Raw genomic sequence first — 22,054 nt, forward strand, 5'->3', positions numbered from 1 at the left:
AGTGCAGCACAAGGAATAGCCTGACATGGCCAGTCTCATCTCCTGCCCGCATTGCGGTGCAAGACCCAAGGAAGAATTCACCATCAAGGGTGCTGCTCTTGCACGACCGTCGCCGGATGCCGGGACGGATGTCTGGAAGGATTACGTCTATCTGCGCGAAAATCCGCGCGGTCTCTATGAAGAATACTGGCACCACACGTCCGGCTGCCGACGCTGGCTGGTGGTGACGCGTGACACGGCGACCCATGAGATCGAAAAAAGCCGCGACGTGGCAATCGCGCAGGCATCGGATATCCGCCCATGACATCCTACCGTTTAGAAAGCGGCGGCCTGATCGATCGCCAGACACCCGTCTCCTTCACCTTCGATGGCAAACGCATGCTGGGCTTCGAGGGCGACAGCTTGGCCTCCGCCTTGTTGGCCAATGGCCAATTGCTGGTCGGGCGCAGTTTCAAATATCACCGTCCACGCGGCATTCTGACCGCCGGTTCGGCAGAGCCGAACGCACTGATGACAATCGGGCGCGGCGGACGCACGGAAGCCAACACCCGCGCCACCATGCAGGAACTGTATCAAGGGCTGGAAGCTAAAAGCCAGAGCCGCTGGCCGTCACTGGAATTCGATATCGGCGCACTGAATAGCCTGCTGTCGCCTTTTCTCGGCGCAGGCTTCTACTACAAGACCTTCATGTGGCCTGCGCCGCTGTGGGAAAAGCTCTACGAGCCCTTTATCCGCAAGGCGGCGGGCCTTGGCAAAGCAACTTATGAGGCGGACCCAGACACTTACGAAAAATGCTGGGCGCATTGCGACCTGCTGGTCATCGGCTCTGGCCCCACAGGTATCGCGGCAGCACTGACCGCCGGTCGCGCTGGTGCACGCGTCATTTTGGTCGATGAGCATTCCGCAGCGGGTGGTTCGCTCCTGTCTGAAACAGCTTCGATTGATGATGTTTCGACGCAGGTCTTCGTTCAACAGGCAATGGGCGAACTCCATTCGCTGTCCAACGTACAGGTTCTGACAAGAACAACGGCCTTCGGCTGGTATGACGGCAATGTCTTCGGCGCGGTGGAGCGCGTCCAGAAAAATATCGCGCTGCCAAATGCAGCACTCCCCGTCGAACGTCTCTGGCGTATCGTTGCGAAGACGGCGCTGCTGGCGAGCGGGGCGGAAGAGCGTCCTTTGGTCTTCGGCGGCAACGATATTCCCGGAGTGATGATGGCGACGGCCATGCGCACCTATCTCAACCGATACGGGGTCGCGCCTGGCAAAGAAATCGCGGTCTTCACCACCAATGACAGCGGCTATGCGTTTGCGAATGATCTTGAGAAACGCGGGATCGTGCCGGTTGCCATCATCGACTCAAGGCCGGAGAGCAATCCTGCCTATACGGGCAAGGCGCGTGTTATAAAGGGTGCCTACGTCTCTGACGCCCAAGGCGGCAAGGCACTGTCATCCATCAGCGTTTTCAGAAACGGTACGATCGAGACAATCAAGGTCGATGCGCTGGCAATGTCAGGCGGTTACTCGCCCATCATTCATCTTGCCTGCCACCGTGGTGGCAAACCGGTTTGGTCGGATGAACAATCCGCGTTTCTGGCACCGCAAGGGCTGAAAGGCGTCGCGCTCGCGGGTGCTGTCGCCGCCACATCCGGCATTTCATCGTGCCTTGAAGAAGGCGCGGCCCGCGCTGCCGCACTGGTCGCTGAATTCGGCTTCAATACATCGCCTGCCTCCTTCGGTCGGGTCGAAGGCGATACGATCTCTACTGCTGCCAAACCGGTGTGGAATATTCCCGGCATAAAGGGCAAGGCCTTTGTGGATTATCAAAACGATGTGCACCGGAAGGATCTGGGGCTGGCCGTACAGGAAGGCTACGGCCATGTGGAGCTTGCCAAGCGCTATACCACCAACGGCATGGCGACGGATCAAGGAAAGCTTTCCAACGTCAACGCTATCGGCCTTCTGGCAGAAGCGCGCGGCGTTTCACCGGCAGAGGTCGGGACAACCACTTTTAGACCTTTCTACACACCGGTGTCATTCGGTGCATTGACCGGTGCATATCACGGCGAACATTTCCAGCCAGTGCGCAAATCACCGCTGCATGGCTGGGCCAAAAAGAATGGCGCGACCTTCGTCGAGACAGGTCTGTGGTACCGCTCGGCCTGGTTCCCGCGCGACGGTGAAACCACATGGCGAGAAAGCGTCGACCGTGAAGTGCGCAACGTTCGCGTGAACGCAGGCCTATGCGATGTATCAATGCTGGGCAAAATCGAAATCTGCGGCAAGGATGCAGCAGAATTTCTCAATCGTGTCTATTCTAACGCCTTCCTGAAGCTGCCCGTCGGCAAGGCACGTTATGGCTTGATGTTGCGTGAAGATGGCATGATCTATGACGATGGCACCACCAGCCGCCTTTCGGACGAGCGCTTTTTTATGACCACCACCACCGCCTATGCGGCTGGCGTCATGAACCACCTGGAATTCTGCGCACAGACGCTCTGGCCCGATCTCGACGTTCACCTCGCCTCCTCCACGGACCAGTGGGCGCAGATGGCAATTGCCGGACCGAAAGCCCGCGTCATCCTCCAGACCATTGTCGATGAAGACATTTCCAACGAGGCTTTCCCGTTTCTGGGTGCCCGCGAAGTCTCACTTTTCGGTGGGCAACTTCATGGTCGCCTGTTTAGGATTTCCTTTTCCGGTGAGCTGGCGTTCGAACTCGCTGTCCCCGCAGGCTATGGCGAAAGCGTTGCCGATGCGTTGATGGAGGCAGGCCGCGAACACGGCATTCAGCCCTATGGCATCGAAGCGCTCGGCGTATTGCGTATCGAAAAGGGCCACGTTACCCACAATGAAATCAACGGCACGGTGGTGCCTGCCGATCTCGGTTTCGGCAAGATGGTGTCATCCACCAAGGTGGATTTCATCGGCAAGGCGATGGTGGCGCGCGAGGGCCTGACATCGCCTGACCGTGGACAACTCGTCGGCGTCATTCCACTTGATCCAAAAACGTCGTTCCGCAGCGGCGCGCATATTCTTGAAAAGACCGCGGCTGCCACCTTCGAAAATGATCAGGGCTATGTCACGTCAAGTGCGTTCTCTCCCCATGTCGGCTCCACGATCGGTCTTGCTCTCGTCAATCGTGGCTCTGAACGTCACGGCGAAGAGGTAATGATCTGGAATGGCGTAAGAAACGAGTTCACGCCCGGACGCCTGTGCAGCCCGGTCTTTGTCGATCCAGAAAATGAGAAACTGCATGTCTGAATTCGCCCTCGTATCAAAGCCAGCACTCGCTGACCGCGCGCCAATTGCGGGCAAAGACATCACATTGGAAGCGTTGCCTGAAGGCCACGTCATCCTCATCATGGGAAACCCCGGCGACGACACGATCAAGAATCGCATCGTGCCGCTTTCCGATGGCACCCCGCATGCCGTGCGCGCCGCTGGGCCGGGCCAATGGTTTGTCGTCGGCGACCAGCCCAAGACACGAGGGCAGTTGGACGCGCTTTTCGCAGCGCTCGGCACGGACGTTTACGGCGTCGATCAGAGTGCAGGCCGCGTGCGCATTCATCTGTATGGTGCCGGGGTCGAGAGTGTTCTTGCCAAGGGAACCGCAGTTGATCTGGCTATGATCAGCTTTCCGGTCGGATGGGCAACAACGACATTGATCGGCCATATCTCCACCCTCATCACGAGAACCGGAGAACATGCGTTCGAACTCATGGTTCTCAGAGGTTTTGCCGAAAGCCTGTGGGACGATCTTGTTCAGATGAGCCTGGAATTCCAATAATTCCCAAGGCCAAACTGAGCGAAGCCACCGATGTTATAAGCTGCGCAGAGTTGCTTTGCGCGGAAGCGTGAAATTTTGCAGAACGGCTAAATACTTGATATCTAAATTGTCGTCGGTGATAATTTTATATTGTTTTATTTGGAGAATTTTCACCAATTTCCAGCAATCTTCCTGCAAAGCTGGGGACAATTTCATGAATGCAATACTTCGTACATTATCGGGGAAGCTCATCCTCGCAACGGGAACTGTCATCGCAAGCATTCTCATCGCCTATACTACTTTCAACGCGATGACGATTAAAGCAAAGACCGAAGACGATGTTATGGCTCTTGCAACAGAAAAAGCGGCTCTCGTCAGCCAGCGCATTGCTACCGACATCGCTCAGGCTACATCGGCTGGTGCGACGTTAGCTGCCAGCCTCAACGGAATTATCACAGACGGTTCAAAAAACCGCGCTGACATCATTGCCGCCATCAAGGCCGTAGCTCCGCAATATTCGAACGTGTTCGGTGCGTGGATGTTTGAAATGCCGGAGGCCAAGGGATTGACCCCGGTCGCGGGCAATGAAGGCGTCAACAAGGAAGGCATCTTTACGCCCTATTGGACGAAGGGTGACAATGGCCAAATGGAGCTATCGACCTGGAGCCTTGATCCGAAGTCCGAATATTATTCTCTCGTGGTCAATTCCGGCAAAGCTGCGATAACCTCGCCCTATCTCACCGGCATGAAAAAGCTGGTGACATCGGTGTCCGTTCCCATGCGTGCAAATGGCAATATCGTCGCCATGGCCGGTGTTGATATCAAACTGGATAACCTGACAAATACGCTGACCCAGATGAAGCCGTTCGATGGAGGCCGCGTCATGCTGCTGGCCAGCAACGGCAAGTGGCTCGCAAATCCAGACGCCGCCAATCTGATGAAGGATTATACCGACCAAGGCGCAGACAAGGTCAAGCAGGCGCTTGCGGATGGCAAACCGCAGATTTTGCGTGATATGCCAGACGGTGCCGTTCGCCTGATCTATCCGTTCACAGCGCCTGGCATGAACACCACCTGGGCAGCCATCCTTGATGTACCGGCGGCAACATTCTCTGATCCCGTCTGGAGCCAGATCTACAGCACGACCATCGGCGGGCTGCTCATTCTGCTGGTTACCCTTGGTGTCATTCTCTCAGCCACACGCGTGTTTGTCGGCAAGCCACTCAAGAGCCTTCTCGGCTCGGTCCAGAAGATGGCCGATGGGGATTACCGCGAGCAAATCGCGCACAATGGCAGTATGGACGAACTGGGACGTCTGAAGGTCGCTCTCGAAAAATTTCGCCATGACCTCGCCCGTGGCGAGACGCTCAAACGAGAACAAGAGGAGCTACAAGAGCAGGTCGAGCAAGACCGCAAACGCCGTAGCGATATCGAAGAGGCCAAGGCCGAAGACCTGCGTCATTTCGTACAGATCGTCGAAAGCCGCTTCGGTGTCCTGGCCTCCGGTGACCTGACAGTACGCATGGACGAGCGCGTCTCGCCGGAATTCGAGACCATTCGTCAGAACTTCAACACATCGATTTCCACTCTCGAAGAGACCATTCGTACTGTGGTGCAAGCCGTCTACGCAATTCGCTCAGGCCTTGGTGAAATTTCCACAGCGTCGAACGATCTGGCACGTCGTACCGAACAACAGGCAGCATCATTGGAAGAAACCGTTGCCGCACTGGGTGACGTGACACGTGGTGTCAACGACACTGCTGATGGCGCAAACACCGCCCAACAAACAGTCAGCGCCGCGCGCGGCGATGCTGAAATGGGAGGTGCCGTCGTTGCTCGCGCAATTGCAGCCATGACGGAAATCCAGGGTTCGTCGAGCAAGATTGGCAACATCATCAGCGTCATTGACGAAATCGCATTCCAGACCAACCTTCTGGCACTGAACGCCGGTGTCGAAGCCGCCCGTGCGGGCGAAGCTGGTAAAGGTTTCGCCGTCGTGGCTCAGGAAGTAAGAGAGCTGGCTCAACGCTCGGCACAGGCCGCAAAGGAAATCAAGACACTGATCTCCCTGTCGTCATCGCAGGTCGACGCCGGTGTTAATCTAGTCCAGGAAACCGGATCATCACTTGGGAAAATCGTAGAACAGGTCATCGGCATGACCCAGACCGTCAACCAGATCGCCTCCAATACCCGCGAACAAGCTGTCAGCCTCCGGGAAGTGTCATCGGCCGCCGACCACATGGACAAGGTAACCCAACAGAACGCGGCTATGGTCGAGGAAACCACAGCCGCCGCGCAGAGCCTGTCACAGGAAACGGAGAATCTTGCGGAAATCATAGGCCGCTTCAAAGTCGGCAACGGCTCTGTGCAAAACGAACAACGACGCTCCCACTACACGTTGGCAAGCTGACCGCCACAGGGCCTCGCCGAGACCTTTTCCGCAACGGCATAATGTCTGCTACTGCTTCAGCGGCAGTAGCAGACACAAATAATGCGTTGGCAGGTCTTGATACGTTAAAACGCTGCGGAAGGTATCCAGCTCGCGGTTACAGCGGCACTTGTTGAAAATGCCGGGATTTTTTTCGCCAGATCTTCGATTGTTTCGACCTTGGCATCCCGCAACTGCTTTTGTGTTACCAGAACAGGTTCGACAACAACCTTGCTCGGAACCTGTTCACCGGCAATCTGAAGAGCGGCAGCTCGAACAGAAACCGCCCCGACCACGGCCGGATTCGTCGCAGCTGTTGCCACCCATGGACTTCCGGGCTCGACGATTTCCTGAATGTCGGCCGTGGAGATATCTGCCGAATAAATCTTGACCTTGTCTGAAATTCCGAGATCGGCTGCGGCGAGCTTCACGCCGCGCGCAAATTCATCGTAAGGCGCAAACACGACCGAAATGTCCGGATTGGCGCGAAATATCGCTTTGGCTTGATCGGCAGTTGCCGTCGCGGTGGTGTCACTGACCGTTCCAAAACGGGCCTTTTCCACGATGCCCTTGTTTTCGCCGCGGACCTTGTCCCAGATTTCATTGCGACGATCCAGCGGTGCAAAGCCCGCGACATATGCGTAGCCGGCATTAAAGCTGGTGCCGTTATCTTTCAATGCTTGCTCCAGCGCCAGTTCGGCCAGCCTGTGGTCGGACTGCTCGATCTGGGAGACTTTCGGGTTGTTGAGATTGACGTCGAAAGCCACGACCTTGATGCCTTTATCAAGGGCTTGCTGCACAACATCCGTCAAGGATTCAGGTTGCCCATGGTCTACGACGATGGCCTGAACGCCGAGATTGATGGCCTGCAGAATCTGCTCCCGTTGCTGAGCCGCATCCTGACGTCCTTGAAACACCCGTAAGTCCACGCCGAGCGCTTTAGCCTGCGCGACTGCACCCGCCTGATAGGCCTGAAAGAAATCGCCTGCTGAAATATATCCGATGAGCGCAATTTTTACGCCACCCTTATCGAAAGGCGCAGGAGCACCGGGAAGCCCTTCCGCTTGCGCAGCACCAGCGAGCGGCAACAATAAAGAAAAGAGCGCCGAAGCTACGAAAACAGGTCTGACTGACATGGTACTTCCTTTTGATGATCCGACTGAAATTCTCTGAACAAATCAGACCATAAAATCGATCATATTGATGGACTATTTTGTACCAATTTATGTGGTCGGCTGGGTTTTCTTTGTTTCGCCGAGACCGCCATGCAGAACGTTTTACTTCAGGACCAGAGGCGGGATTGGAAACGCCCTCCGCTCGCACGATCTGGGCACTCGCAGGATGGAAATATATTCCATCCTTTCAACGCACTATAGAAACCGTATCCTTGTTTGTTCGAACAGGAGGATTACGACACTGGATCGTCATTCACAGGCGTTACCATTATGCCAATCCTCGACGTACAAAACATCTCCTTAGCATTTGGTTCGACCAAGGCACTCGTGAACGCCAACCTTACAATGGAGGCGGGCGAAGTCGTTGCGCTGATGGGCGCAAACGGCGCAGGGAAATCGACACTGGTCAAAATCCTGTCGGGGTTGTATCGCCCCGATGCCGGAAAAATATTGTGGCAGGACGCGGAATTTGCGCCGAAAACGCCAGCGGAAGCGGCGGCAAAGGGAATCGTCACCGTTCACCAATCCACCGATGTCGTCGGCATTCCCGGCCTGACTGTGGCCGATGCTCTGCTTCTCAATCACTTCGTCAATGGGCGGCATCCGTTTTTCCTGTCGCGAACATCCATCCGCAAAGCCGCCTCGAAAATTCTCGCCGACGCCGGTTTCGATCTGCCGCTGGATCGGGATTTCGAAGACCTCAGCGCCGCAGACAGGCAGTTGCTGGCAATTGCCCGCGCTTTGGCAAACAATGCGCGTCTGCTCATTCTCGATGAACCCACGGCCAGCCTCTCCTCTCGCGAATCCCTACGGCTTTATGACCTTGTTCGCAGGCTGAAACAGCGCGGGATCAGCGTCCTTTATATCTCCCACCGCACCGCCGATCTTGCTGCACTGGCAGACCGGGTGGAAATCCTGCGCGGCGGGCGCAATGTCGGCTCGTTCACGCAGCCCATCGATTTTGATGCAGCCATTGAAACCATGATCGGCCGTTCTCTCAGTTCCGCGCGACCGGATCGCCGCGAGACGTTTGGCAAGACCGTACTCGACCTTCAAAATGTGAGCCTTCTGCCCGGTGCCAAGCCGTTTTCGCTTTCGGTGCGCGAGGGAGAGGTCGTCGCCATCACCGGCGTGCTGGGAGCAGGCAAAAGCCGGTTGCTGTCATCCCTCTTCGGGCTGGGTGCCTTTGCCAAGGGAACGGTATCACTGGGCGGCAAGCCCTATGCGCCACTCAGCCCCACCGATGCGATCTCATCCGGTGTCGCCATGGCAGCGGAGGACCGGCACCGCTCTTCCTTCATCCATGCGGACTGGCCGGGCGAAAGCATTGCCGCAACCATCAGTCTTCCGCATCTCAAGACTTGGTACTCTTCCGGCTTCCTGTTTTCCAACCGGGAACAGAGGGAAGGCTATGATGCGATCAAGCGGCTGGCGATCAAGGCGTCTTCCGCTTCCGCCTCCGTCTGGTCTCTCTCCGGTGGCAACCAGCAAAAGACGGTGATTGCTCGCTGGGAAGCCGAGCCCAGCCGCCTGCTGTTGCTGGATGAGCCCTTTCAAGGCGTGGATGTCGGTGCGCGGCAAGACATTATCGCCGCCATCCGCCGCCATTCGCAGCGCGCGACCCTGATTGCGACGTCCGACCCGGAAGAAGCATTCGAGGTCGCCGACCGGGTTCTGGTCATGGAACATCACACCCTTCTCGAAAGCCCGCTTCATGCGGACGCAACGCAGCCTGACAAGGAACTTGCCTGATGGTCGATGGCACGGAACAGATCGCTGAAAAGCCAACCTATTCTGCAACAGCGGAAAGCTTCAGAAACGCCATAAGGCGCGGTGCAGTTTTTCTGCTGCTCGCGGCGCTGGTCATCGGATTTTCGCTAGCGCAGCCCGCCTTCATCAACATCAACAATTTGATGAGCATTTTGCAGGCGGTTTCCGTCGTCGCCATCATCGGCGCGGGCGTCAGCGTAACGCTGGCCATCAATGGTTTCGACCTGTCGGTGGGCGCCGTCGCGGCCTCCAGCGTCATGGCGGCCAGTTACCTGATGATCGTTTTGGGACTGAACGCATATCAGACAGTGCCGCTGGTGCTGGCCTTTGGCGCACTTGTCGGCCTCGCCAATTCGTTCTTGATCGTCAAACTGAAAGTGCCGGACTTGCTGGCAACGCTAGCCACCATGTTCCTGCTGACGGGTCTTCAGCTCATTCCCACGGCAGGCCGCTCCATCTCCGTCGGTCTCATTCTGCCGGATGGCTCCACCGCAACCGGCAAGTACGATCCCACCTTTCTAACCATCGGTCGTTCCAGCCTCTTCGGCCTCATCCCTCTTCCCGTTATCCTCATGGTCATCGTCGCCGTCATCCTTTTCATCCTGACGGAGCGGACGCGGCTTGGGCGGCTGATCTATGCCACCGGTGGCAATGAGACGGCGGCGCGTCTGGCCGGCGCGAATGTCGATCGCATCAAAACCTTCGCCTATGTGCTTTCCGGCACGCTTGCGGCACTGGGCGGCATCATTGTCGCGGCCCGTGTCGGTCGTGGAGACGTGTCTTCGGGCGCATCGCTGCTGATGGATTCCGTTGCAGCCGCATTGATCGGCTTTGCGGTTCTGGCGCTGCGACGTCCCAATGTTCTCGGCACGGTCGTCGGAGCTGTCTTTGTGGGCGTTCTGCTCAACGGTCTCACCATGTTGAACGCGCCTTATTACACGCAGGACTTCATCAAAGGTGCCGTTCTCGTCGGTGCCTTGGCGCTGACCTACGGCGTTGCGCGCGCGAAAAACTGACCCTCTCAACCCTCATCCAACGAAGTGGACATCATGTTCAAAATCCTCAAAACATTTGCCGTCGCCGCCGTCTCCAGCGCCATCGTGGCCACCAGCGCCTTGTCCGCCGGCATTGCGGGTGCGCCTGCACCTTTCGACAAGAAGACGGTGAATGTTGCCGTTATCAGCTTCCTCGGCAGCGGTGATTGGCTTCAGGCTTTCGAAGCAGGCGTCAAGCGGCAGGCCGATGCGCTCGGCATCAACCTCACGGTTTCGCAGGCGCGCAACGATAATGACGCACAGCGCAATCTGGTCGAGCAGGCGATCAATCTCGGCGTGGATGGGATCGTCATCAACAATGGCCGCCCGGAAGTGCTGAAGGACGTGGCCCAGAAAGCGCTCGACAAGGGCATCAAGGTCGTCGCTTACGACGTGAACCTCGACAATCCGCAGATACCGCAGATCGAGCAGAGCGATAAGGACATGGCGAAGCTCGTTCTTGATCAGGCAATCAAGGACAATGGCGATGGTTTCGTTGCCGGTGCTGTTTATGTTGCTGGTTTTGCACCGCTGGACCGTCGTTATGCAGTCTGGAAGGACTTCGTGGAAAAGCACAAGCTGACCGAAAAAGCCGTTTGGGGCGTGGTCAACGACACGGTGCCCGCGTCTGTGGCCGACCAGACCAAGGCCATTTTGCGCGCCAACCCGGATATCAAGGTCATCTTCACGCCATGGGACGAGTTCGCCAAAGGCGTGAAACTGGCCGTCGATGAGCTGGGCCTTTCGACGCAGGTGAAGATTTATGGTGTCGATATTTCGACCGCCGATATCCAGCTCATCGTTGAGCCCGACAGCGCCTGGGTGGCGACAGCCGCAACCAACGCCGCCGTGGTGGGCGAGGTCTCAGTGCGCGCCGTTTCGCTCGATATCGCTGGCCAGTCGCCCGGAAAATCGGTGCTTCTCCAGCCAACGCTTATCACCCGTGACGATCTGGTGAAAAACAACATCGGCACCATAGAGGAGCTTCAGCAGAAATTCCCTGCCTTCCTGAAAAGCGATGCAGCCACCGCAAGCTGGATACCATCCGCCACGCATTGAGGCCTGCGACCTATCCGGCACCGCGTCCTGCGCGGTGCCTATTCCGTTTCCAGCATCAAGAGACAGACATGACCAGCCCAGACCTGCCAAAGCCCGATTTCGCCCGCAACATGAAGCTCATCGGCCACAGCGATATCGGTGGCAGGGGCGACGGGCTGCAACTGATGGTGCATCGCGGTCATGCCTATGTGGCCCATCCATGGTCGCAAGGGTTTTCGATCGTGGATGTGCGTGACGCCAAACATCCCAAAACCGTCAATTACATCAAGGCTCCGCCCAACACCTGGAACATCCATCTCCAGACACATGATGATCTCCTGCTGGTCATCAATGCGCTCGATCTGTTTGCGGATGTAGAAAGCTTCACCGACGAAAAGGCCTATTACACCAAGTCCGTCGGTGAAACCGTGGCTGCTGAAAAGCGGCAGCGCAGTTGGACAGCGGGCATGAGCGTGTTCGATATTTCCACGCCAGATCGCCCGAAAAAGATCGGGCAGCTGGATGTCGATGGCGTCGGCCTGCATCGCATCTGGTATGTCGGCGGCCGTTATGCCTATGCTTCAGCCCTTTTGGATGGCTTTTCCGATTATATCTTCGTCACCATCGATCTTTCCGATCCCACCAAGCCTTTCATCGTTGGACAATGGTGGCTGCCGGGCATGAATCTTGCGAAGGGTGAGACACCGGACTGGGGTGAAGGAGAACGTTATGCCCTGCATCACGCCCTGGTTCACGGCACCACCGCCTATGCCTGCTGGCGCGATGGCGGGTTGACGCTGCTAGATATCTCAGACCATTCGGCCCCCAAGCTGATCAAGCACCACAACTGGTCGCCACCCTATGGCGGCGGCACGCATTCTCCACTGCCGCTGCCGGGCCGCGATCTGCTGGTGGTCGCCGATGAGGCGGTGCTTGACAATGAAGAGGATGGGCGAAAGCACACCTGGGTGTTCGATATCCGCGTGCCGGAAAACCCCGTCAGCATATCCACCTTCCCTATTCCCAGCGAGATCGACTACACCAAAAAAGGTGGCCATTTCGGCCCGCATAATCTGTATGAGAACAGGCCCGGATCATTTGTTTCGGAAAACCTGATTTTTGCAACATGGCAGAATGCGGGCATTCGCGCCTTTGATATTTCCGATCCGTACCATTCCGTTGAGACTGGCGCTCTGGTGCCAGCGGGACCAACCGTGATGACGGACCGCAGAGCCGGTCGGCCAAAAGTCATTCAGTCGGCGGATGTTTTTGTAGATGCGGCTGGCCTGATCTACGCAACCGATTACAATGCCGGGCTTGAGATCATCGAATATGGCGGTTGATGGAATGTCCAAAAAAGAAATTCGCCTGAACGCCTTTAGCATGAACTGCGTTGGCCATATCAACCATGGCCTATGGACCCACCCTCGGGATCGCTCTGCCGACTACAAGACAATCGGCTACTGGACGAACCTGGCGCAAACGCTTGAGCGCGGTTTGTTCGATTCCATTTTCCTGGCCGATATTCTCGGCGTCTATGATGTCTATGGCGGCTCCGTCGATGTTCCGCTGCGCGAATCGGTGCAATTGCCCGTCAACGATCCGATGATGTTGGTCTCTGCCATGGCAGCCACGACCAAGCATCTGGGTTTTGGTATCACGGTCAACGCCAATGCGGAACCGCCTTATCTTTTTGCTCGCCGCATGTCGACACTCGACCACCTCACCAGCGGCCGTATGGGCTGGAATATCGTCACCGGATATCTCGATAGCGCTGCCCGGGCCATCGGCCAGAGCGCCATGACCGGGCATGACTACCGTTACGATCAAGCGGATGAGGCACTCGAAGTGCTCTACAAGCTCTGGGAAGGCAGTTGGGCGGACGATGCTGTGCGCGCCGACAAGCAAGGCCGCATCTATGCTGGCCCCGCCCGCGTCCGCGCCATCGATCATCAGGGCACATTTTACCAGTCGCAGGGTTACCACCTGAGCGAACCATCGCCGCAGCGCACGCCGGTGCTGTTTCAGGCGGGCAGTTCGGAACGCGGCAGAGCGTTTGCGGCACGCCACGCGGAATGCATTTTCATTTCAGCCACGGATCGCGCCGCCGCGCAAAGAACATCGCGGCTGTTGCGGGCTGAAGCCGTGAAGGCAGGACGCGCGCCCGACGACATCAAGATCTTCGTCGGCATCAACGTCATTCCGGGTTTGACCGACAGCGAAGCACGGGAAAAACATGCCGATTATTGCCGCTATGCGAGCCCGGAAGCGGGACTGGCGCATTTTTCGGCCGGCTCCGGCATCGATCTCGAAAGCCTCGGCTTGGACGATCCGCTCATCAAGGACAGCGGCAAAGGCAATGCCATCCAATCCGGCGTACAGACCGCGCGGGAACGGGGCTGGACGAAGCGTGACCTGCTGGAAAGCCTCGCCCTCGGCGGCCGCTATCCGACGTCCATTGGTTCGCCGGCTACGATTGCGGATGAGCTGGAAGCATGGATCGATGAAGGCGAGATCGACGGCTTCAACCTGACTAGGACGGTCGTGCCGGAATGCTACGAGGATTTTGTCGATCTCGTCATCCCCGAGCTTCAATCACGCGGACGCTACAAGAGCAACTATCAAGAAGGAACCCTGCGCAGCCGCCTGTTCGGCGAGGGTGACCGATTGGCAGAACCGCATGTGGCGGCGCAATGGCGTTTTCCATCCGACGTTTGATAAGGGCATGCCCGGACTCACATCCGGGCATGCGTTGGACATTAGACCGCTTCGTCGTGAGATGGTTTTTCCCACAGGTTGATGCCGCCCTCCACCGCATAGCGATCGATCTCGGCAAGCTCATCCGCCGTGAAATACGGATTTTTCAGCGCCGCGACATTTTCCTCGACCTGTTTTGCCGAGCTCGCGCCGATCAAGGCAGACGTCACGCGCTTGTCTCGCAGAACCCAGGCGATGGCAAACTGCGCCAATGATTGGCCGCGTCTCTGCGCGATTTCGTTGAGTGCTTGCGCCCGCTTGATATTCTCTTCCTTCAAATGCTCGGGCCGCAGGAAATCCCCACCGGGGCGGTTGACGCGGGCATCCTGCGGAATTCCGTTCAGATATTTGTTGGTCAACAACCCCTGCGCCAATGGCGTAAAGGCGATCACGCCTGCACCAACTTCATCGGTGGCATCCAGCAGGTCTTTCTCAACCCAGCGGTTGAACAGATTGTAAGCTGGTTGATTGATGAGCAGCGGCGTACCGCCGTCCTTCAAAAGCGCTGCAATCTCGCGCGTCTTTGCACCGGAATAGGAGGACACGCCGACATAAAGTGCCTTGCCCTGCCGCACGGCCTGCGCCAGCGCATCCGCTGTTTCTTCCAAAGGTGTCTCGGCATCGAAACGGTGGGAATAGAAGATATCGACATACTCCACCCCCAGCCGTTTCAGGCTCTGGTCGAGGCTGGAGAGCAAGGCTTTCTTCGACCCGCCTCCGCGGCCATACGGCCCCGGCCACATATCCCATCCGGCCTTGGTGGAGATGATCAACTCGTCACGATAGGCGGCAAGATCCTGCTTGAGAATATTGCCGAAGTTGATTTCGGCACTTCCAGCGGGCGGGCCGTAATTGTTGGCGAGATCGAAATGGGTGATACCCAGATCGAAGGCTTTGAACAGGATCGAGCGCTGCGTTTCGAGTTGCGTCGTATTGCCGAAATTGTGCCAGAGACCCAGGGAGATGGGCGGCAGTTTGAGCCCGCTGCGTCCTGTCCGGCGAAATGTGGCCTCTTCGTAGCGGTCGGGTTTGGGAAGGTATGTCATGCTGTCTGTCCTGAGAGTGATAAATCAGATGGCGCCGTGGCGCGGTGGCAGGGTGCCGTTGAGATAGAAATTGCCGATATGGTGGTATTTCCAGCGGACCGGATCATGCAGCGAATGCGTCCGGGAATTGCGCCAGAAGCGATCGAGGCCATAGCTTTCCAGCGTCGAGCGCGCGCCGCCGAGTTCGATGAGTTTGGTCGAGGCCAATTGCGCGACTTCCGTTCCCAACGCCTTCACTTCCGCCACCGCAATGGAGGCTGCCGCGATGGTTTTTTCATTCGGTGAAGCCGTGGCCTCATCGAGAATGCGACCCGCCCTTGCGAGCAAGGCATCGGCTGCGTGCACCCGGATCGCGACATCGCCCACAGAGTGGATGGTGTGCGGGTCCTCGTATCCATGCTCGATGTCCAGTTCGAAGAACGGGCGGGCATGGGCGCGAACGTAAGAAACTGTTTCGGACAGCGCACCACGGGCGATGCCCACCTGAACCGCAGCATGAATGATCTGCGCAAACGGCCCCATGGTCGTCGGCCGTTCAAACACGCCTTGCTGATCAACCACCTGAAACGGTGTGATCTCTACATCGTCAAAGGTCACGGTGCCGCTGCCGGTGGTGCGCTGGCCAAACGAGGTCCAGTCATCGATAAGGTTGAGGCCTGGCGTCGAGCGGTCGATGAAAACGATGTTCACGCGCTCGTCCGGTCCCTTGGCAACGGCAACGATGATGTGAGCGAAAAGCGAGCCGGTGGAATAAAACTTCTGCCCGTTGAGCAGCAGCTTTCCATCTCTGTCTGCGAAATGCGTCTTGTAATCGACCGGCGTTTTGGTGCCGATTTCGGTGAAGGCATTGCCCAGCCGGTCACCATCCAGAACACGCTGGAAATAATGCGTCTTCTGTTCTTCACTGCCTGCAAGCCGCAGCGCTTCCACCATGTAGAAATGGTTCTGCGGTATCTGGCCGATACTGCCATCGGCAGCCGATATGATAGCGGTCACCTCTGCCAGCGTCACCGCGGACACCTCAGCCCCGCCATATTGTTTCGGCAAGGTGATGGCCCAGAGGCCGCTTTGCGAGAAGCGCTCGATCTCCGCCAGCGGTAGACGCCGCTCCCGGTCGCGTTCCGCTGCACCCACGGCAAACTCGCGGGCCAACTCTTTGGCGACTGCGATAGCCTCGTCATCGCTCTCGATGATGTGCGCAAGCTTTTGCCGTGTTGGCACGTGCGGCGCTGGTCTGCCCGCCGTCAATGCGGCCTGCCGATGCAGCGTTCGGTCCGTTGTCGTCATGTCATCGAACCTCAGTTCCAGGCGTGGCGCGGCGGGTGCGCACCGTTGAGGTAATAATTGCCGACATGGTAAAACTTCCACCGGACAGGATCATGCAGCGTATGAACGCGGGCATTGCGCCAGTGGCGGTCAAGTCCATGCTCGGCAAGTGTCGAGCGCGTTCCCGCCAGTTCGAACAGTTTGTTGGTCGACAGAATGGCAATTTCCGTGGTCAGAACCTTGGATTCGCCCGTCTTGATCGTCGCTTCGGATACCGTTTCCAGCGTGGAATTAGCCCTGGCGATGTCGATGCTGCGCCCTGCGATTTCTAGCAGTGCCTCGGCCGCATGCAGCTTGATCTTCAGATCGCCGATCGCTGCAATCGTGAACAAATCCTCGCTTGCCTTTTGCTTGCCGCTGTCGATCCAAGGACGGCTGTAGGTGTTGATAAATGAAATCGTGTCGTCAATCGTGCCACGCGCAATACCGGCATCGATAGCTGATTGGATGATCTGTGACACGGGGCCGCCGACAGTCGGGTGGTCGAAGGAGGTCACCTTCAACGCCCGCGCTTTTGGCACACGCACATTCTCGATCTTCACCGATCCAGACGCCGTGGTGCGCTGGCCAAAGCTCGACCAATTGTTGGTCACGGTCAGTCCCGGTGCATCCCGGTCGGCAAAGACGAGATAGCCTTGGCCGGTATCATCGACACCAACGATGGGGACGATGTGGGCCAGCAACGCGCCCGTCGTGTAAAACTTTTCACCGTTGACGATGACATCATTGCCATCGTGAACCACCCTGGTTTCGAAATCGGCCACCGTCTTGCTCTTCAGTTCGGAAAAGGCGTTGCCGTAGCGAAGACCCTGAAGCGCCCAACCGAAGAACAGCTTCTTCTGCTCCTCCGTCCCATCCAGATCGACCGTTGCGATGATTGCAAGATGGTTTTGGGTCGTCTGTGCAATGGCCGGGTCGGCCGCCGCTATCGTGGCGATAACCTTGGCAAGCGTGGCATAGGACACTTCCGGCCCGCCATAGTCCTTCGGTACATTCATGCTCCACAGACCGCTTTGCGAATAATCATCCAGCTCCGTCACGGGCAAAAGCCCTTCCCGGTCACGCAGCGCAGCACCCACCTTGAACTTTTCCGCAAGACGCTCGGCAATCTCGATGGCCTCGGCGTCGGAGCTGATAATATGGGCTGGAACCGAAGGGCGCGGTCTCGGCGCTACAGGGTCTGCGGAATTGACGCGCGGGTGGATGTTGTAATCGATTTTGGTCTCGGAAATCGTGCCCATGCAGATGCCTCACAAACGGGTTAAATCGGCGTGGCAGAGCATCGCACAGGCGCGCGTTCTTGAAAGTTATTCTATGTCTTTAATGTAATAATATGTGAAAGCTTTTTCTTCCTCCGTGTCGATACAGGGTATGGACGCTCTTTCTCTTCATCGCCGCCAGCCCGTATCGTCGCGGGACAAAATTGTGGAGTCGATGATGAGCAAACCCATCCGTTTCAATGCGTTCGATATGAGCTGCGTTGGCCACCAATCCCCCGGTCTGTGGGCACATCCGCGTGATAAATCATGGACATACAAGGATCTGGATTACTGGCAGGACCTGGCCCGCACGCTGGAACGCGGCATCTTCGATGGCATCTTCATCGCCGACGTGATCGGCTATTACGATGTCTACAAGGGCTCAAACTACCACGCCATTCACCAGGCAGCGCAAATTCCCGTCAACGATCCGCTGCAACTGGCGGCACCCATCGCGCTTGCGACCGAGCATCTGGGCATCGGCATAACGGCCTCCACGTCCTTCGAGCATCCCTACACCTTTGCCCGCAGGCTCTCCACCGCCGACCACCACACCAAGGGCCGCATTGGCTGGAACATCGTCACCTCCTACCTTGAAAGCGGTGCCAAAAACATCGGCGAAGGCGGTTTGCGCCGCCACGACAATCGCTACGAGGTTGCTGCTGAATATGTCGAGGTGCTCTACAAACTCTTCGAAGGCAGTTGGGAAGAGGGTGCGGTTTTGCGTAACCGCGAGAAGCGCATCTTCACCGACCCATCCAAGGTCCACGAAATCGGCCATAAGGGCAAATATTTCGACGTTCCCGGCTATCACCTGAGCGAACCGTCACCGCAGCGCACGCCGGTTCTCTATCAGGCGGGTGCGTCCGGGCCGGGCAAGGCCTTTGCGGCGGAACAGGCCGAGTGTATCTTCGTGGCGGCCCCGACAAAGTCGGTGCTCAAAGCCCATGTAGCCGATATGCGCAAACGCGTGGCGGAAGCCGGGCGCGACCCGAAGAAGGTCTATATTTACACGCTCATCACTATCATCACCGATGAGACCGACGAAAAGGCTCAAAAGAAATTCGAGGAGTATCAGAAGTTCGTATCCTACGACGGCTCGTTGGTCTTCATGTCCGGCTGGAGCGGCATCGATTTCGGGCAATATGCGCCAACGGATACGGTCAAGAAGATCGAAACCAATGCCATTCATTCCTTTGTCGAGCATGTCGCGGGTGGCGACAAATCCTGGACGATCGATGAGCTGGCGAAGTTCGGCGGCATCGGTGGACTTGGTCCGGTCTTCGTCGGCTCTCCGTCCCGCATCGCCGATATTTTGCAGGAATGGGTCGATGATACCGATGTTGACGGCTTCAATCTCGCCTATGCGGTAACGCCTGACAGTTTCGAGGATGTCGTCGGCTATATCGTCCCCGAACTTCAAAAACGCGGCGTTTATCCCACCGCTTACAAGCCCGGCACATTGCGCGAAAAGCTGTTTGGCGATGGTGACTATCTACCTGCAAACCACCCCGCAGATCGGTACCGCGATATTGAAACGTTCAAACGCGAGGAGGCCGCATTGATTTCCCTCCAGCCGAAAGCGATTGTTTCATAGGACCAGCGGCATGGCCAGACGATGGCCATGCCGATTTTCGCTCATCAGGAGCCGGAGGCGACCTTGACGTTGCCGCCATGGCCACCGCCGCCAAACACCTGCGGCTTTCCGAATGAAGAACGGATCTGGTTGCGGGGACCGCCCAGGCCGATTTCAGGGAAAAGCAGTTCCGAGACGCGATAGGCTTCTTCCAGATGCGGATAGCCGGAGGCGATCACCGTATCGATGCCGATGTCCTGATATTCACGCAGACGCGCCGCGATGGTCTTCGGTGAGCCGACCAATGCCGTACCGGCACCGGAACGAACAAGTCCTATACCTGCCCAAAGGTTCGGCGATACTTCCAGCTTGTCGCGGCGTCCGCCATGGAGCGCGACCATGCGCGCTTGCCCAACGGAATCGGAGTTCTTGGCAAAGACCTCCTGCGCGGCGGCAATGGTTTCATCCGAAAGTTTCGATATCAGCTGATCTGCGGCCTCCCATGCTTCCTCGTCGGTTTCCCGCACGATGAAATGCAGGCGGATGCCGAAGGAAACGTCGCGACCGACTGCGGCGGCGGCCTTGCGCACTTTCGCCACCTTTTCTGCCACCTGTGCCGGCGGTTCGCCCCAAGTGAGATATTTGTCGATGATGCCAGCCGAAAAATCGATGGCCGCATCGGACGAGCCGCCGAAATAGATCGGCGGACGCGGCTCCTGAACCGGTGGAAGGCCAAGTTGGGCGTTGTGTGCCTGAATATATTTGCCTTCCAGATGCGCGCTTCCGGTTTCGATCAAGGTGTTGAACACCTGAAAGAACTCGTCGGCATGCGCGTAACGTTCGTCATGCGGCAGGAAGACGCCGTCGCCTGCCAGTTCCTGCGCACTACCGCCAACCACGATATTGAGAAGAAGCCTACCATTCGAAACGCGGTCCAGCGTTGCGGCAAGACGTGCATAATAAGCGGGAGATGCAACGCCCGGACGGATGGCAACGAGGAATTTGAGATTTTCCGTATATGCGGCCAGATTGGCGGCGAGAATGAAGGATTCCTCGCAGGCCACCCCGGTCGGGATCAGTACGCCCGAATAGCCGAGGCGATCCACCGCCTGGGCGATCTCGCGGAAATAGCCGGGGTCGGAGGCACGGGCAAGGTCGTCCGAACCGAGATAGGAGCCGTCCCCGGAGGTTGGGATGAACCATAGGAAATCGAGAGGCTGTTTTGTGTTGGGCATGGTGGGCATCCTTCTTGTCGATTAAACCGCCAGACGGCAAAAATTTGGATCCAGATTTGGGTAAAGTGGCGCTTCCGGCAGGGGCGTGCCGGCAGATTGGAGAGCTGACGCCACCTGTTGCGCCACGAACACAGCGTGTTCGGTCACTTGAGGAAGCCCCATGAGTTCTCCGAACGTGCCACGTGCGAGAGGACCAGCAACGAAAAGGTTATCAGTGGGTGCGCCATGATTGCCGAGGACACGGGCATCGAGATCACAAGCGATCCCAAGGCCGGTCTTGCAAAGGCTGAGATGTCCAGCTTCGGCCAGAGCCGCCAAAAAGGGTTGGGATTGCAAAATCCCCTCATGGGCCGGACCGGTCGTCACCACGATGGCATCGAAGATTTGCTCTTGATCATCCGGCATATGCCGCGGCGAAAGTATCACGCGAAAGCCGTTTCCCTCCGGCACCACCCGTTTCAGCCTCGCCGCGGCGATAGCCAAACGGTCCTCGGCAATGGCTCGGTCAAGCGCGTCCTCCACCTGCGGCGCGATGCGGAAACGATGCGCATCCCAGAACGGGCGAGCCAGCCGCACGATGCGACGACGTTCCGCCACCGGCAGCGCACGCCAAATGGCGAAGGCCTGCCCGCGCACGGCATCAAGAACAGCATGCCACGTCAGCCCATCGGCCTTGGCCTCTTCAATGCTGCGGCGAATAACGCGCAACAGGGCAGAGGCGCGCAAAGAGGGCTTTGATGAGAAATCACCGAAGGGCTCCTGCGCCGCCGGTGCGTGTCCCCGCGAACGGAGACCCCGACGGGAGACGGATGTGATCTTGCCCCTATGTCCGCGCTTTTCCAAGGCTGCCACCACGTCTGCGGCCGTCAGCCCGTTTCCAAGGATCAGCACATGGTCTTCGGTGGCGATCGGGGCGAGTGCTGCTGGCACGGTAACGTCAGCAACGAGCTTCGGGTGATCTTTGAAAGGCAGCAACGGCCGCAGCAATCCCGGTGCCGGGTGGCTGACCGCCAGCACCACGAACTGCGCGCGCAACGCACCATTTTGGCTATCAGCGATGTCCCAATCCTCCCCTGAAGGCACGATTGAAACGACCTCGGCTTTACGATGCTCCACAGCGCCAGATGACAATAGCGGTGCGATTTCTGCCTCGACATAGTCCCCGAAGACATGGCGGCGCGGATAGGGTTGGCCATCGCGTCCAATGAGTGCCGCATCCGTCGCGTGTTCATCGGTCGTCGCGAGATAGCGCAGGAAGCTTTCAGGATCGTCCGGATAAAGAGACATCCGCCCGGCCGGCACGTTGATGCGGTGTGCGGGTTCCGCCGTACTGTAGGCAAGGCCTGCGCCTAGACGGCTTCGAGGCTCGAACACCACGATGCCCACTTTGCCTGCGCTGAGCGCGCTCAGATGAAGCGCGAATGCGGCACCGCTGAATCCACCACCGATAACAGCGACGACCGGCAACTCAGAAGCTGAGGACATGTCACGCTCCAAAACGATGCCGATCTCTGGAATTGAGGAACGGATGCGCATCCGGCACAGGGTTTCTCCATGAACGCGAAAAATTCAGCCCGATTGTCGCCTCAGACGGAATTATCGTCAATAAATTCAGTTGCATAAGTTTTCCATTTACGGGTA

16 protein-coding genes are annotated in these 22,054 nt (G+C 57.6%); 10 read left to right on the forward strand and 6 right to left on the reverse strand.

Going from position 1 to position 22,054, the window contains the following annotated elements; genetic code table 11:
• The first annotated feature begins 25 nt into the window (after positions 1–25).
• The 4 genes from CPJ18_RS17880 (at position 26) to CPJ18_RS17895 (ending at position 6,179) form a co-directional block, all read left to right on the forward strand.
• Entirely contained in the window at positions 26–304 is a 279-nt protein-coding gene (locus CPJ18_RS17880) for a sarcosine oxidase subunit delta (protein ID WP_103659545.1), read from the forward strand.
• Positions 301–3,264: a sarcosine oxidase subunit alpha gene (locus CPJ18_RS17885; RefSeq protein WP_103659546.1), complete on the forward strand. Its 2,964-nt coding sequence runs from the start codon at positions 301–303 to the stop codon at positions 3,262–3,264. Before CPJ18_RS17880 ends, CPJ18_RS17885 begins: the two co-directional genes overlap by 4 nt.
• A complete protein-coding gene (locus CPJ18_RS17890; RefSeq protein ID WP_103659547.1) occupies positions 3,257–3,790 on the forward strand; it encodes a sarcosine oxidase subunit gamma family protein in 534 nt (177 codons plus the stop codon). The genes CPJ18_RS17885 and CPJ18_RS17890 overlap by 8 nt, the downstream gene beginning before the upstream one ends.
• 193 nt (positions 3,791–3,983) lie before the next feature.
• A complete protein-coding gene (locus CPJ18_RS17895; protein WP_153366553.1) occupies positions 3,984–6,179 on the forward strand; it encodes a methyl-accepting chemotaxis protein in 2,196 nt (731 codons plus the stop codon).
• Positions 6,180–6,283: 104 nt separating this feature from the next.
• On the opposite strand, the gene CPJ18_RS17900 is transcribed toward CPJ18_RS17895, so the two are convergent.
• A complete protein-coding gene (locus tag CPJ18_RS17900) occupies positions 6,284–7,333 on the reverse strand; it encodes a substrate-binding domain-containing protein (RefSeq protein WP_103659548.1) in 1,050 nt (349 codons plus the stop codon).
• Between the two features lie 309 nt (positions 7,334–7,642).
• Between CPJ18_RS17900 and CPJ18_RS17905 the strand changes: the two genes are divergently transcribed.
• The 5 genes from CPJ18_RS17905 to CPJ18_RS17925 all read left to right on the forward strand — a co-directional run bounded on the left by CPJ18_RS17905 (position 7,643) and on the right by CPJ18_RS17925 (position 13,932).
• Positions 7,643–9,124: a sugar ABC transporter ATP-binding protein gene (locus CPJ18_RS17905; RefSeq protein WP_103659711.1), complete on the forward strand. Its 1,482-nt coding sequence runs from the start codon at positions 7,643–7,645 to the stop codon at positions 9,122–9,124.
• Positions 9,124–10,158, forward strand: coding sequence for an ABC transporter permease (locus CPJ18_RS17910; protein ID WP_103659549.1), 1,035 nt, complete (start codon positions 9,124–9,126; stop codon positions 10,156–10,158). Before CPJ18_RS17905 ends, CPJ18_RS17910 begins: the two co-directional genes overlap by 1 nt.
• Positions 10,159–10,191: 33 nt before the next feature.
• Entirely contained in the window at positions 10,192–11,235 is a 1,044-nt protein-coding gene (locus CPJ18_RS17915; RefSeq protein WP_103659550.1) for a substrate-binding domain-containing protein, read from the forward strand.
• A 68-nt stretch (positions 11,236–11,303) separates the two neighbouring features.
• Positions 11,304–12,557 (forward strand): LVIVD repeat-containing protein, encoded by a 1,254-nt coding sequence (locus CPJ18_RS17920; RefSeq protein ID WP_103659551.1) that lies wholly within the window; start codon positions 11,304–11,306, stop codon positions 12,555–12,557.
• A gap of 4 nt (positions 12,558–12,561) precedes the next feature.
• Positions 12,562–13,932, forward strand: a complete 1,371-nt coding sequence (locus CPJ18_RS17925) for an LLM class flavin-dependent oxidoreductase (RefSeq protein ID WP_103659712.1) — start codon at positions 12,562–12,564, stop codon at positions 13,930–13,932.
• 41 nt (positions 13,933–13,973) lie between these two features.
• Here the strand turns inward: CPJ18_RS17925 and mgrA are convergent, their stop codons facing one another.
• Genes mgrA through CPJ18_RS17940 form a run of 3 tightly spaced genes read right to left on the reverse strand, consistent with a single transcriptional unit; the run spans position 13,974 to position 17,584 of the window.
• Positions 13,974–15,017, reverse strand: coding sequence for an L-glyceraldehyde 3-phosphate reductase (gene mgrA / locus CPJ18_RS17930; protein WP_103659552.1), 1,044 nt, complete (start codon positions 15,015–15,017; stop codon positions 13,974–13,976).
• 24 nt (positions 15,018–15,041) lie between these two features.
• A complete protein-coding gene (locus CPJ18_RS17935) occupies positions 15,042–16,304 on the reverse strand; it encodes an SfnB family sulfur acquisition oxidoreductase (RefSeq protein ID WP_103659553.1) in 1,263 nt (420 codons plus the stop codon).
• A gap of 11 nt (positions 16,305–16,315) precedes the next feature.
• The gene (locus CPJ18_RS17940) at positions 16,316–17,584 is read right to left on the reverse strand and encodes an SfnB family sulfur acquisition oxidoreductase (protein WP_103659554.1); all 1,269 of its coding nucleotides are present in this window, start codon (positions 17,582–17,584) and stop codon (positions 16,316–16,318) included.
• 196 nt (positions 17,585–17,780) lie between these two features.
• Here CPJ18_RS17940 and CPJ18_RS17945 point away from each other — a divergent pair, with 196 nt between their 5' ends.
• The gene (locus tag CPJ18_RS17945) at positions 17,781–19,199 is read left to right on the forward strand and encodes an LLM class flavin-dependent oxidoreductase (protein WP_103659713.1); all 1,419 of its coding nucleotides are present in this window, start codon (positions 17,781–17,783) and stop codon (positions 19,197–19,199) included.
• 44 nt (positions 19,200–19,243) lie between these two features.
• Here CPJ18_RS17945 and ssuD read toward each other — a convergent pair whose 3' ends face one another.
• Both ssuD and CPJ18_RS17955 read right to left on the reverse strand, forming a co-directional pair.
• Positions 19,244–20,413: an FMNH2-dependent alkanesulfonate monooxygenase gene (gene ssuD / locus CPJ18_RS17950; protein ID WP_077118615.1), complete on the reverse strand. Its 1,170-nt coding sequence runs from the start codon at positions 20,411–20,413 to the stop codon at positions 19,244–19,246.
• A gap of 21 nt (positions 20,414–20,434) precedes the next feature.
• On the reverse strand, positions 20,435–21,898 hold the full coding sequence (locus CPJ18_RS17955) for an FAD/NAD(P)-binding protein (RefSeq protein WP_103659714.1): 1,464 nt from the start codon (positions 21,896–21,898) through the stop codon (positions 20,435–20,437).
• Positions 21,899–22,054: the final 156 nt, after the last annotated feature.

The organism is Agrobacterium rosae (genome assembly GCF_002915175.1).
Lineage (GTDB): Bacteria > Pseudomonadota > Alphaproteobacteria > Rhizobiales > Rhizobiaceae > Agrobacterium > Agrobacterium rosae.

Coding starts and splice junctions, on each gene's coding strand:
- CPJ18_RS17885 (WP_103659546.1), top strand. CDS start 301: ATGACATCCTACCGTTTAGAAAGCGGCGGCCTGATCGATCGCCAGACA.
- CPJ18_RS17880 (WP_103659545.1), top strand. CDS start 26: ATGGCCAGTCTCATCTCCTGCCCGCATTGCGGTGCAAGACCCAAGGAA.
- CPJ18_RS17935 (WP_103659553.1), bottom strand. CDS start 16,304: ATGACGACAACGGACCGAACGCTGCATCGGCAGGCCGCATTGACGGCG.
- CPJ18_RS17925 (WP_103659712.1), top strand. CDS start 12,562: ATGTCCAAAAAAGAAATTCGCCTGAACGCCTTTAGCATGAACTGCGTT.
- CPJ18_RS17895 (WP_153366553.1), top strand. CDS start 3,984: ATGAATGCAATACTTCGTACATTATCGGGGAAGCTCATCCTCGCAACG.
- ssuD (WP_077118615.1), bottom strand. CDS start 20,413: ATGCCCAACACAAAACAGCCTCTCGATTTCCTATGGTTCATCCCAACC.
- CPJ18_RS17905 (WP_103659711.1), top strand. CDS start 7,643: ATGCCAATCCTCGACGTACAAAACATCTCCTTAGCATTTGGTTCGACC.
- CPJ18_RS17900 (WP_103659548.1), bottom strand. CDS start 7,333: ATGTCAGTCAGACCTGTTTTCGTAGCTTCGGCGCTCTTTTCTTTATTG.
- CPJ18_RS17910 (WP_103659549.1), top strand. CDS start 9,124: ATGGTCGATGGCACGGAACAGATCGCTGAAAAGCCAACCTATTCTGCA.
- mgrA (WP_103659552.1), bottom strand. CDS start 15,017: ATGACATACCTTCCCAAACCCGACCGCTACGAAGAGGCCACATTTCGC.
- CPJ18_RS17945 (WP_103659713.1), top strand. CDS start 17,781: ATGAGCAAACCCATCCGTTTCAATGCGTTCGATATGAGCTGCGTTGGC.
- CPJ18_RS17915 (WP_103659550.1), top strand. CDS start 10,192: ATGTTCAAAATCCTCAAAACATTTGCCGTCGCCGCCGTCTCCAGCGCC.
- CPJ18_RS17940 (WP_103659554.1), bottom strand. CDS start 17,584: ATGGGCACGATTTCCGAGACCAAAATCGATTACAACATCCACCCGCGC.
- CPJ18_RS17890 (WP_103659547.1), top strand. CDS start 3,257: ATGTCTGAATTCGCCCTCGTATCAAAGCCAGCACTCGCTGACCGCGCG.
- CPJ18_RS17920 (WP_103659551.1), top strand. CDS start 11,304: ATGACCAGCCCAGACCTGCCAAAGCCCGATTTCGCCCGCAACATGAAG.
- CPJ18_RS17955 (WP_103659714.1), bottom strand. CDS start 21,898: ATGTCCTCAGCTTCTGAGTTGCCGGTCGTCGCTGTTATCGGTGGTGGA.